Consider the following 12,319-nt stretch of genomic DNA (forward strand, 5'->3'; position numbering starts at 1 on the left):
ACTCTACGTTGACCTGATATTAGAAATACCTACTCGCTAAATTAGTAGAAAGCTACGTTTTTTTTGTAAGGGTTAGACGTGTTTTCGGCCTGCCAGGCGTGCTGCGACGCACCAATCGACCAAAAGCCCTGAATAGCTGTCGTGAGCACGGTCGCGGAACCAACGACAAGGAGGTGCTGGACTCAAACCTCACCCAGCACTCTCGGTAAATAGTCAACGATCCGACAGGACATCACGCTCGGGTGCCCTCTCCGCTCGTAACATCCCCTAAACTACGTGTTCGATAGCGGCGGGATGGACAGATAGGCCATCGAAGTTTCCTCCCTCTGAAAGCTGACGCATCCGCTAGTCAGCTTACCCTGTCTGGCTATAGAACGTCAGTGCGATGCAATACATGCAATAGTAGCATTGGTATAAACCGCTACCGCCGCCGCTTGTCAGCGGTGCGCGTCGTTCAATTCCGATCCCGCGCGCGGGACTCGCCGCCCGCATTCGTCGCTCTCAGCAACGTCGGGAAAGACGTTAACCCTGTGCCGAACCGCCAAGCCCTTGCGTATCTGCGATCCGAGCAAGTGCTGCGTCCTCAGGCAATAGATAGACCCTTTCAATCATCCTATCGAGCAGATCCAGTTCCAGTCGCAACGCGGGCCTCCGGGTTTCCGGCAGGACCGCATCCAGGTTTTCGATCATAGCGCGAAGGCGTCGTGCGATTTGAAGATTCTCCGTCCCGTAGATCCTGATTTCGCGGCAGGTCAGTTGTACGAAATCCTCCCAATTGGGCGTCGGAAATACGACGCGGAGGCGCCCCTCGGCATCACGTATATAGTCGTTGCCGAGTTGGCGCCGGCCGACGCTGCGTAGGAGTCGATGGAGCTGATCGATTGCTAACACGGCTGTGGTCGGGTCGTTTATCGCCTTGGAAAGGGCTTTGGTGGCGATGTCGACAATCACCCTGAAGGCGAAGGTTGGGTCCTGCTCGATGGTCCGCTCCCGCCCGAAAGCGACGGTCCGGCGAAGCTCGTGGTCGGCGACCGTCGATGCACCGCCATGGAGGCGAAACAGCGGTTGGCGTTGCGACACGAAATCACCGATGCGCGCCCCGAGCTCGATGATGCCGTCTGCCCGCTTCGCTTGGGCCACCAGCGACTTCACGTCGACAGCAAGGACGATGGCGGAGGAAGAGCTATGGGCGACGATCCGCGCAGGCTCTCCAAGCGGATGGTGCGGCAGAGACCCTCCCTCGTCCTTCGATAGGGGAGCAGGGTAGACGAGGTTTAGCACCTCAAAGCCCTGCTCGGCAACGCGATGGATAATGCTGACAGGTCGAAGCAGGCGGGCCGAATAGTCAATGAAATAAAGAAAGGCGGCCAGCGATGCCACACCAAGAATGCCTGAAAACCAAACAATGAATGACGGAGCGGATGTGTTTACGCGACTTATTACGCCGATCGCAAAGAGAAGCGTGAAGATAAACAAGCCCACCGTGAAGCGGATGACATTGTCGCGCAGGAGCGTGGTGGCGATGATCCGGGGCGTAAGCTGCCCACTTGCGATCTGTATGGCCACAAGGAGCGAGCCAAAGGTGAAAACAATGAAAGATAGCGCCAAGCTGATGATGGCTTGCATCGCGGCGACCGTGCCTTCGGTACCGAGCGGCCAACGCGGGACCCACGTCGTCCACTCCTCAAGCACTAGCGCCGCGCGAAAGAGTATCTGCTGAAGAACAAGCGCGAAGAAGGGCACGATCCACAACGATGATCGCAGATAGCTCCTGAGTGCGTAAAGCTTGTTCCAGCTCATTTGATGCCGTTTCTTCGCGGATCTCACCCAGCGTTCCAATGCCCGGCAACGCTGTTATTTTCCGTATGCGAACGCCCCCCGCAAACGCCTTCAGGCGCCCGACCTGAAGGCACCGACGCGACGATCACGTTCCTCCCCTTCCGTCTCAGGAACAATACAGTCCTTTGGTGCAATCATCGCGCCGTACCTGCTGCGCCGAGATGTTCAGGACAAGCTGCGATCTTTATATTCCACGACCTGCAAAGCATCCTCTCTCGCCGGCAGTACGCCTCCGACACCGCATTGAGCAATCGTGGCCACCTCTCGGCACTGCAAATCGCAAGAACTCAAGGCCCGTCGAGCAGGGTCTGCACTCGCTCGCACGACGTTAAAAGGTCACACAGCGCAACAAACTCATTCGGGTCGTGTGGCGCAGCCGCCAGACCGAACCAGTCCGACGCGTCAGGTCTTGGCGCCCACACCAGTCGCTCTTCCAGAAGATAGACGCCGTAGACGACGTCAATGCCCTCACGAGTTCCCAAGTTCAGGCCCGGACGCATGCCGTAGGCAGTCAATGCCGCATTCAGCACGATCGCCACCTCAATCAGCGTGGCCCGATAGCCCGGCTGGCGTATGACCTCCGTCCCATGCACGCGCTCTAGCCAGGTCGCGCCCAGTTGGACCACGACCAGCGTGCGGTCCACGATCTGACGCAGATCCTTCTGCGTCATGATTTTCATGTACTTGGCGGGTTCCAGATGGATATCGACCGCTGCCGAAACCGCACCGCAACGACTGTGGCCGAGAACGACGATGGTGCGCAGGCTGTCCTTCAGATGGTGGACCGCATAGCTGAGGCTGCCCATCACATCGTCGCCCAACCCATTGCCGTCAGCCCGGACAACGAAGAGGTCATTCGGCCCTTCTGAAAAGATAAGCTCCACCGGAACACGCGCATCAGCGCAGCCTACGACTGCAGCAAACGGTTGCTGTTTGGGGGCTGCACTGTGCCGATGGGAAAGGCCGACATCACGCGGATCGACATCAATTCGCAATTTTGCCGGTTTGGAGAGAGCCGCCCGATCAAGGAGTTCGGCGAAGGCGCGGTTTCCGCCGTCTAGTCGTCGCCGGGCAGCGTTTGCATCCGACGGGAGCGGCCTATGGGCTGCGTCAAAGGCAAAGCGGTAAGTCACCTCGGCCAACCACGCTGGATCTTCCGGCGAAGGGATTTCAGGCAGTTTGCTTGCCATGCTGAAGTGTCCTCCCGACAGCGATCCGCTTGAGTGCTGGTACGTGACTTTCCCATCGCTACACTTCGCTATTGCGATTCATGTAGGCATCTCTGCTGCGAGCTTCGAAGGTTGCGCGACGCTCGCGTCTGCGACTATGCGACTAAACCTGCATGCGGGAGGGTTCTCTCCATCTTTCAACAGCTCTCCAAGGATCAGAGTGCTCGGTCAGCGTCTTCAATTTCCCCTCTCAAGCCATGAGAGCGCTTGCTCCGTTTCCCCGAGGGCGAAAACGCAGATTTTTGGGTGAACGAAATAACCAGCGAGGCCCGGAATGATTCTCAGACAGCTACTGTCTGTCACAACCGCAATGCGTTCGATGGTGCGATGGTGACCGGCGACAAACTTCAAGTGCGTGGTGATTGCTTCGAATGTCTCCCACCCGGGGAACGACTTCATCTTGATCATCAATCCAGCCACCTTGCCCGTTGAAGAGATCACACGTTCAAACTCTCTTGAAATCGCCTCGAAGTCCGCCCGCTCGAGGGGACCTTGCGGCGTGATGATCAGTATGCGTTTGTCGTCTAGGGTCTCAACGCCAATCATGGCCTCTCTCTATTCTTCCAGCACTCGTCGGCTCTCTCTATTCGGAAGCCACTGCCAACATAGTCTCGCCCTAAGGTGCGCGTAAAATCTCTCGCACTACGTCAGCCTCGATCTCGGCACCTACCGTTTCATACTCCTCGATCAGAACGCCATCGCGGCAATCCAGACTGTGGCGAAACCTTTCAAGTGTGGAACATGCCGTGTCATAGGCTTCAAAGATTTCACCGAACGGCCAACCCTCCTTGACGTTCTGAAGTTGGGTTCTCACAGCCGGAAGCTTCAGCATCAGCCTGATCCGACCACGCCGCGCCGCGTCCTGGTTCTCGTCCGGGTCGATACCATCGCGCGCTCCCCCACATTTTAGTTAGATGATGTCAAGGACTCGCGCGCGTGAGAAGTATGTTACGGTAGCCACTGTAGTATGGCACGGTCAGCCATGGGTCAGACGGGTCGCAAGGTGCACTGGGCGGCCAGAGAAGCCGACCGCCTCGTCGGGATCCCGCGGCGGTCTACGCGCTGCCTACTTCCGCGGGGTATTATTTCGTCCGTTCGATGTTGGCGTGCGCTGAATGAATCGATCCACCATTGTGCTTGGTCGGGAGGAACCGGGGACGCAGGAGACATACAAGGTTGGACCGCCTGTTCCACCGGCTCACGAGGTGCAGGAGCAGGTTGAGCACATTCTCGGTAGCGATGAATCCTGCTACCGCAGCGGGGACGAAACCACTTCGTAGTCAGCGAGACACTTGCTGGCCGCCGCGGTTAATCTGAAGGCGTTCACCATCGCACAAGCAGTTTTCGGGCGAGATGGGAACTTCGGCGCGCAAAAAGACCCATATGTTCGGATAGAGGCTGGGCGCATAAGAAGAGAACTGGAACACTACTATCTTGTAGCCGGATCCTCCGACCGTATTGCAAGCGGCAGGCGTGCGACGAGCGGCGCATCTCCATGATTAGCCTTTCAACAACTGACAGAAAAGGAAAGAGCGCAGCGGCCGGCTACGGCATCAATTGAGTGCCAGCCACAGGCGCGACAACGTCGTCTGCGAATGACACGTAGAGCGTGCTCGCAAGAACGGCGGAGAGGCCGCAAAGTAGAAGAAAGATCGCCCGATCTGTTTTCGTTTTTTTGTCTTTAGACAAGTTTGTGGCGGGTTGCCTGTCCGGAGCTTCCGGAAAGAGAGGAATGACTTTTGCTGAATGCATCAGGCTGCTCTCGTTTTAGTAATATAAAAGATAATGGGCACAATTGATGTATTGTCAATGCAGTATGTAACCTGGCGTTTTGCCGCCCACCTTTTCAAACAGTCGTGTTGGTTGCATGCTGGAAACGCCATTTAACTTTGAGGGAATATTCGTGGCCACAGGTACGGTGAAGTTCTTCAATGCGGACAAGGGATTCTGGTTCATCAGCCAGACGGAGGAGCTAAGGATGTGTTCGTTCACATCTCGCCCCTGCAGGGACGGCCAGAAAGTCTCCTTCAATACCGAACCGGATCGGATGGGTAAGGGCCCGAAAGCCATCGATATCGAATTGCTGTACGACGACCGTTCGGTCGCATGACCCGGCACCTGCCGCGAACATCGTCTGATTCGCGATGTGCTACTGGACGCACTTGCTCGAGTGGTGCTTTCAGCAAGGAGCCAGGCACTCAGACGCACCCTCCGCCTGAGGTTGAGGGACCAAATGGCTTCGGCGGGGCACTGGTTATCCGAAACCATCCGCTCGGGGCTTGAGGGTACGTCTGAGTCGGACCTCAAACCGATCAGAAGGCTTGACGTCACCCGCCCTGCGGCAGAGGGGTTGCGGTGCCGCAAGTCGTATCAAGTTGTATGCGGCTAATATTTGATGTCTCTGCCCGTCTGACGTCCCGTCTGCTTGGTATCTCGTTTGTCTTGACGGCACGCGGCATTGCTTTTGTCGTTAGCGGAGCGGCACGCCTGCTTCGTATCCCGTGCGCCTTGGCGGGTATCCTGGCGGACATCACGCGCAGCCTTGCGCTGTTGACCTTGCTCCGTCGCCCACGACATAGCTGGCAAACCCGCAAGGAACATCGCAGCCACCAAGGCGGCGAAGAGAGGCTTGAATCTTAACATTGTCCGTCCTCCTGTTGAAGAGCCACAATTGTGGTTGTGGTCTCAATGCCCTTGGTGGCGGCGTCAATGCCGCCACCGTCTCGCCAGCTGCTGCTACATCTTAGAGGCTGCCTCTATTGCGTCCACTAACGCAGAACTGACGCTGCACTATGGGCCGCGGTCTTCTCTGCACACCTCTGCGATCATCGCTTGGCGAGCCATGCCGAGACATGCAACTGTCATTGCCATTGCGATTGAAACAAGCCGTATCATGTTCGGCCTCCCAAACGGCCTCGCCCGTTCCAAGAGCGAGTGCTCTTGTATGTGGCGGTATTTTTGAAACCGCACCGGCCCGCGATCAGAATCGACCTCGGCAGGGCGCGATTTAGAAACACCTAATAATAGCATGATACGCTGCGGGATACGGGTATCTTTATAGAGTTTACGCGAGGCTACAGACTATTGCCTGACAAGAGCGCGTTCCGCTCCAGACAATGAAGCCGCTTTCCGCGCGTTCTCAAGCAAGATCTGCTTGACGAAAACCAATAGGAGACGGTCGCCCATGGGTCGATATCATTGAAAGGCTGGGGGAACATCCGGGACGCTGTGCACGCGGTTTTTCCACGATATCCGCTATTCCCGTACCTCATGCAAAGTCGGACTATTGAAGCCAAATGAGCAGCCTTCAGTTCCTCCGCTGGCCGTACAGCAGTAGCCTGTCGATGATAACCATTCGTGGATCAGCTGGCCGCCGGCCGCGTCAATCTGTATCACCGGGAGAACTAAACACCCGCGCGGTAACGTGGAAAGCGGTCGCCTATCCGCCGTGCTGCCTCGTCGGCGCTATGCTTTGAGCGCCCGCATCGTCTATTCGGACGACATCTCTGATGGTAAGGTGTAGCATGCGGTTTGGTCCAGTTCGGCTTCCAGGTATGCCGCGCCGCGGGCCATCGACTCGATGAAAAGCGTCTTTCGGGGGGAAGAGTCGTGGATTCAACCCAGCCTGCAGTTGTCATTGCCGGCCGCAATCCGTTGCGCCGCACGGCGTTCATAATGGTGCTCCTGGCGCTCGTCCTGTTTGTGCTGTCCGTCTTCATGGAGCGGCGTACACCGTCGACCTCGCAGGCGCAGGTTCAGGCCTATGTCGTCGGGATTGCGCCTGAGGTGGCCGGCCGGGTCGTCGAGGTCAATGTCGACGACAATGCGCTGGTCGAAGCGGGTCAGGTGCTGTTCCGCATCGATCCCAGCACCTATCAGATCGCCGTAACCCAAGCGGAGGCCAATCTGGCGCTTGTCGGCCAGACCCTCGGCGCTTCCACTGCGACTGTGGACGCCGCCCAGGCCAAGCTGGTGGAGATGGAGGCGGATCGGGACAACCAGCGCGACGAGTACGCGCGGGCTACCGAACTGGTCAAGCGGGGCGTGTTTTCAAAGGCAAGGTATGATGCGGCGAAATCCACTTACGAGCAAGCTGAGGCCTCGGTGACTGGTGCGCAGGCCGATCTCGCCAAGGCCAGGGAAGAACTCGGCCCGGCAGGCAACGAGAACCCGCAGTTCCGGGAAGCGCTAGCGGCGCTGGAGGCTGCCCAGCTAGACTTGGTTCGAACCGCCGTTCACGCACCATCGGGCGGCGTCGTCACGAACCTGCAGCTTTCCATCGGCAAGGTCGTCAGCGTCGGTCAGCCGGCCATGACATTCATCGATGTCGGGACGATCTGGATTGCCGCGGCCTTCAAGGAGAACAGCCTGGAGAATGTCGCTGTCGGCAATCGGGCCGAGCTGCTTTTCGATGCACTCCCCGGACGGCTCTTTCCTGCCAAGGTCGAAAGCGTCGGTCTCGGCGTATCTCAGCAGGGTGGCGGCGGGACTGACCCGAACACCGGTCTGCCGACGATCCGGACCGACACCGGCTGGGTCCAGGAGGCGCAGCGCTTTCCGGTTCGCCTGGTCATGGACGTAGAACGGCCAAAGGGCGTGCGATATGGCTCGCAGGCGACTGTCGTCATCTACACTGGCGATCATCCGATCACAAATGCCTGGGGCTGGCTGTGGATCCGCATCATATCGGTGCTCAGCTATGTCGGCTGACAACGACACCGCGCTTGCGGAGCAGCGTCGAAAGGGACTGCGGGTGGCATTTGTGGTCTCCGTGGGATTTACCTCCGCTGTCTCGCTCGGTGCCATCGTGCCGTTCCTCGTGCCTATTTTTGCCGCACAGTTCCTGTTGGGTAGCTCCGGTCCGATGCCGCTAGGCAAGACATTGGGGGCTGCCTTGCTGATCCTGTTCACGGGGATCGGCATGATGGTCTTGACGAATCTGTTTGGCGATCGCCCTTCAACATTCCTGATCCTGCTGGCGCTGATCTACTTCTTCTGTTTCGCGGCCCAGTCCGCCGGCACAGGCGGGCCCGCGATCTTTCTAGTGCAGGTCGTCGCAATTATGGTTCCCTTGATCGGAATCCTCAACAAGGACCTTGCGAATTCAATCCTGTCGATCCTGATAAGCGGCATTCTCGGCGGCACACTCCTGATGTGGCTCGCCCATGCGGTATTCCCGGAGCCCCCTTCGACGCGCCGCGTGCCGGCTCGAGCAGCAGCCGGACCTCCCTCCTATGGGCGAGCATTGGCGAACACAGCGATACTGCTGGGGGCGGTCGCGGTCTGCCTGATCAACGATCAACTGTCCGCAGCGCTAGTCATCCCCATTACAATCGCCTCACTGCTTGGCCAATTCGATGCCGCTGCGAGCAGCCGAATGGCAATCGGCCTTGTGGTCATCAATCTGTCAGGAGGGATCCTGGCATCCATCGCCTATTCCATCCTCATGCTACGTCCGAACCTGCTCTCGATCTTTCTCATCATCCTTGTGGTGACGTTGATCTTGGGCGGGCGCGCTGCGGGCCGGTCGCAAGATGCCAAGATGTACGCCGGCGCTCTCACGACATTCCTGATCCTGTTTGGCCTTGGCGTGTCACCGGTGCCCGGCAGCGCCGCTGAATCCTTCGCGACCCGCATTGTCTACGTCGGCGCGGCCCTGATCTACACGCTCCTGATGGCTGCAATCTTCTGGCCGCAATCGGAAACACGAGAAACTCATGCCAAATGACCCGCCTTGCCTCTTCAAAGGGTTCCACTTGCGGGCGTGTCCCACTTGGAACTCTTTTCTCGAGCCGTCCGGGCACCAACGACCCAAATAGCAGCATCAAAGCTGGAGGACGCACTCAGGTGACCGCCGCCGGCTGCTCCTCCTTAGTGCCGAGCCAAGCCTGCAACACGGTCCAGAGCACCGCCAGGGTCGTCGCACCGATGAACATGCCAGTAAAGCCCCAGGCTGCCAGGCCCCCGATCACTCCCATGAAAAGCACGAGCATCGGTAACTGCCCGCTGCGGGCGATCAGCATAGGCTTCACGATATTGTCTGCTCCCATGAGCAGAATGATCCCCCATGCAGCGGTGAAAATGGCCCAGCCGGTTTGCCCCTCGGAACCCAGCCAGATCGCTACCGGCAGCCAAACCAGAAGCGGTCCAATCTGGATAACGGCCAGAAAAAAGGTCGCTGCGGCCAAGGCAACGGCTCCTGGAACGCCGGCGATTGCGAAGCCGATCCAAGCCAGCACTCCCTCTAGCAGAGCCGTTCCAATGACGCCGATTGCAACGCCGCTTATGGCCCTTCCCGCGGCATTCAGCAATTCTGGCCCCTTCGGTCCAACTATGCGGACCATGATGGCGGAGACAAACCACACCACCCAGGTGCGCGACGCATGAAGTACTGCGGCTATGATGACGCCCACGAAGATTTCAAGGACGGCCACCAGAAGGCCCGCACCCAGATTGATGAGCCAGCGGCCCGCGGCAGCAAGCTGGGTTTGGTAGCGCTGCATCAACACCAGGCCCTCGCGCTGCAGTTCCTGCCATGCCGCCAACATCTTTTTCCCAACGAGCGGAAGTCCCGCAATCCACTCGGGAAGATTGGGGATACCGCGAGTGCTGGCCGTGCTCAACCACGCCTCGGCAACACTCAGATAGTCGGCGACAGCGGAACAGAGATAGATCAACGGCACGACGATGATCGTCACGGCGACCACGCCGAACAACACGGCAGCGAGGCGACGCCTTCCGTTCAGCAGCTCGACTATTCGGTCAAACAGCCCCGCTGTCGCAATGGCAAGGATCACCGCGTAGGTGAGGACACCGACAAAGGCCAGCAGTACCCAGAAGCTCGCGACGATCAGCATGGACATAAGCAGCAAAGCCAAAGCTGCCTCTATGACCTTCTGGTGTCGACCGCCTTCAACATGCACTCCCTGCATGACAACACCTCCTGGCTTGGATCAGAAGTCGGCGAAGCCCTTTTTGCAAGGGATAGCCACTGATGGTTACGTACGTCGGTCCCGTGCACCGGGCCTCGTCTCGCACCGCAAGTCCTTGCTTCACGGTTGTGCGATGTTTTGATCCGCAGGCCGCCGGGAGGGAACCTCGTCCTATCCGGAACAGCAGCGCAATCGCCATGCCATGAATAAAGATCGTAGCAAGCCGTGACAATCTGAAGTAACATCCTTGCGCGTCCCCAGCACCAGACACAGCCCAGGTGTTTCCACCGCGAGCCGAACTCGCGCCAACGCTGCCATCGTATGAAGCCCGCCTCGCTAACTCCAGCCGCGCTGGAAAGGCAGAGGAGCGGACTACAACTCCGATGTGCCATTGCTAATCTGCCTCAGGACGCAACCTCAGACAAGTAACTTACCGTAATATCTACCCTGAACTGGTTGCTGCTGGCTTCCGACCCTTACCGCGATTGCCGATCGACTGGCGCTGGAGCCAAGTACGATAACGCCAGCCGTGAAACGACTGGAAAGCCGCCGGCTTTGTCGCGTCAGCACAGTGCTGCGGATGAACGACAGGTACAGGCGCATCTGAGCTCGAAGCGGACGAAAGCTGAGGCCTGGTTACGCGATTCCTATGATCCTCGTTAACTGCCTATCCCGACGACGTCGACCACGCCCGCGCCCGGAAAAATGGGGTCGTTTGTTACCTTCCTAAGTCGTTCGATGAGCAGCATCTGGTACTGTGTCTTCGTGCGGCCCTCCAATCTACAGAGCCGAAAGCTCCGGCGTTCTGCGCGTTCCCGAGCCCAAACAAGACGGCCCGGGCCTGCTGATCCGCTGTCTTGGAAGGGACAAAGCGAATCTCGGGTTGACGTGCAGCGGGGAGGACGGCAACCACCCCATCTTGTTCGACCCCTATACGGGCTTTGGCGTGCGCACAGCGCTTTACGAAGCGGCGAAGTCATCTTAACCCGACCGGTCAAGGGCTGGGTCGGCAAAATGGTGCCCAAGCTTGGGACCGTGACACCGACTCCCGAACTAGAACGAGCGCTGCAGACGGAAGAAACCCTTGGTTACCTCGTCAGCATCGTCGGGATCAGTGTAATCGGCCGTTGCCTTGGCATAGAGGTTGTCAGCGATCTGGTAGTCAATCGTGATGCCGACCGTCCACGCGTCGCCCAGGCCGTCGAACGAGTCGCCACTGAAGCTACCGAGATCAGGGACGTAATTGCCGAAGTACTGGGCCTCCGGGGTGATGGTCCACTTTTCGTTGGCCTTGTACGCGTATTCGGCAGCAACGGTCCATTCCGACTGGGAGTAGTAGGAGTTCGGACCAGATGCGTAAATCGCTGCCAGTCCAAGGGTCCCGGGGCCGATATCAGCAAAGAGCATTCCGCGCACTGCACCGTCTTCGTTGTCGGTGTCGTAGCTGCCGATGACCTGATAGCTGATTGCTCCGGCCTTGCCGCCGATGCCAAGGCCCACACCGAAATTGTTCGGGTTCTCACCGGGTTTGTAATAGCCGTCTTCCAGCTCGTCGACGGTGACGCCAGCGTAGAAGTCGCCGTTTTCATACTGGTAGCGGATGGAGTTGTGCAGGGTTTCAAAGCTCGACAGGACGTCCGGTTCGCCGGAAAGGTCGTCATCCCACCAGCTGTAAAACAGACCAGCGCGGAAGCCGGCGATGTCGATGTAGGCCGAGTCCAGGATCGAGGTCGTCTCGGGATTGTCACCGTTGTTTCGTATAACGATCAGGCCGGTGAGCGGACCATATTCGGTGTCGCTCTTGGCGGTGAACTGCACATGAGCGCGCGTGCGAGCGTTCCAGTCCGAGGTGCCTTTCTCATCCGGGCCGGCATAGACTTCGAAACGCAGGTAACCGCTGACCTTGAGGCAGGTTTCGGTGCCTATGATATAGAAGTAGCCGGTGCCATAGGCGTCGCAGACGCGGACGTATTCAACTGGCTCGGGTTCAGCGGCGACGATTGCGTCAGCAGCAAAGACCGGCGTGGACGCAGCAGCAAATGCTGCGGCGGAGGTCATCAAAGCCATCCGTATGTTCATTTGAAAATCCTTTCCTCGATGCACCCCGCCACCGGGATCGGGCATTCCGACAATTGCCGTGATAGTCATTTCACTCTCGGCTAAATCGATCAATTCGCCACGTGTTAAAATCGTTGCTTGCGACCGCCATTTTAGATGATTGTTGTTTTCATGTGACAAGCAAATTTGCTGATGTGAAGATCGCCCCAGTGGCGATGCGTCCCTTGCTCCAAGGGGTGCCACTTTTGGGTGCGACAGGGT

Annotated in this window: 9 protein-coding genes and 2 pseudogenes; 4 read left to right on the plus strand and 7 right to left on the minus strand. The window is 58.2% G+C overall.

Going from position 1 to position 12,319, the window contains the following annotated elements; genetic code table 11:
* Positions 1-522: 522 nt before the first annotated feature.
* From IB248_RS05805 to IB248_RS05820, 4 genes are all read right to left on the minus strand, one after another.
* On the minus strand, positions 523-1,800 hold the full coding sequence (locus tag IB248_RS05805; protein WP_192240506.1) for a DUF2254 domain-containing protein: 1,278 nt from the start codon (positions 1,798-1,800) through the stop codon (positions 523-525).
* A 326-nt stretch (positions 1,801-2,126) separates the two neighbouring features.
* Positions 2,127-3,029 (minus strand): carbonic anhydrase, encoded by a 903-nt coding sequence (locus IB248_RS05810; protein ID WP_192240507.1) that lies wholly within the window; start codon positions 3,027-3,029, stop codon positions 2,127-2,129.
* Between the two features lie 216 nt (positions 3,030-3,245).
* Positions 3,246-3,614, minus strand: a complete 369-nt coding sequence (locus tag IB248_RS05815) for an STAS/SEC14 domain-containing protein (RefSeq protein ID WP_192240508.1) — start codon at positions 3,612-3,614, stop codon at positions 3,246-3,248.
* Between the two features lie 70 nt (positions 3,615-3,684).
* On the minus strand, positions 3,685-3,900 hold the full coding sequence (locus IB248_RS05820) for a hypothetical protein (RefSeq protein WP_210332953.1): 216 nt from the start codon (positions 3,898-3,900) through the stop codon (positions 3,685-3,687).
* A 373-nt stretch (positions 3,901-4,273) separates the two neighbouring features.
* Between IB248_RS05820 and IB248_RS32365 the strand changes: the two are divergent.
* A pseudogene (locus IB248_RS32365) lies at positions 4,274-4,528 on the plus strand (hypothetical protein); the annotation flags it as partial.
* A 407-nt stretch (positions 4,529-4,935) separates the two neighbouring features.
* Positions 4,936-5,178: pseudogene (locus IB248_RS31585) on the plus strand (cold-shock protein).
* A 275-nt stretch (positions 5,179-5,453) separates the two neighbouring features.
* Here IB248_RS31585 and IB248_RS05830 read toward each other — a convergent pair.
* Entirely contained in the window at positions 5,454-5,711 is a 258-nt protein-coding gene (locus IB248_RS05830) for a hypothetical protein (protein WP_192240510.1), read from the minus strand.
* Between the two features lie 966 nt (positions 5,712-6,677).
* Here IB248_RS05830 and IB248_RS05835 point away from each other — a divergent pair.
* Positions 6,678-7,778, plus strand: a complete 1,101-nt coding sequence (locus IB248_RS05835) for an HlyD family secretion protein (RefSeq protein WP_348648535.1) — start codon at positions 6,678-6,680, stop codon at positions 7,776-7,778.
* Positions 7,768-8,796, plus strand: a complete 1,029-nt coding sequence (locus tag IB248_RS05840) for a DUF2955 domain-containing protein (RefSeq protein ID WP_192240511.1) — start codon at positions 7,768-7,770, stop codon at positions 8,794-8,796. The genes IB248_RS05835 and IB248_RS05840 overlap by 11 nt, the downstream gene beginning before the upstream one ends.
* Positions 8,797-8,911: 115 nt before the next feature.
* Here IB248_RS05840 and IB248_RS05845 read toward each other — a convergent pair whose 3' ends face one another.
* Complete coding sequence (locus tag IB248_RS05845) at positions 8,912-10,000, minus strand: AI-2E family transporter (RefSeq protein WP_192240512.1); 1,089 nt, start codon at positions 9,998-10,000, stop codon at positions 8,912-8,914.
* Between the two features lie 1,053 nt (positions 10,001-11,053).
* Positions 11,054-12,079, minus strand: a complete 1,026-nt coding sequence (locus tag IB248_RS05850; RefSeq protein WP_192240513.1) for a porin — start codon at positions 12,077-12,079, stop codon at positions 11,054-11,056.
* Positions 12,080-12,319 lie beyond the last annotated feature (240 nt).

This window comes from Rhizobium sp. RHZ01 (assembly GCF_014851595.1).
Taxonomy (GTDB): Bacteria; Pseudomonadota; Alphaproteobacteria; order Rhizobiales; family Rhizobiaceae; genus Rhizobium; species Rhizobium altiplani.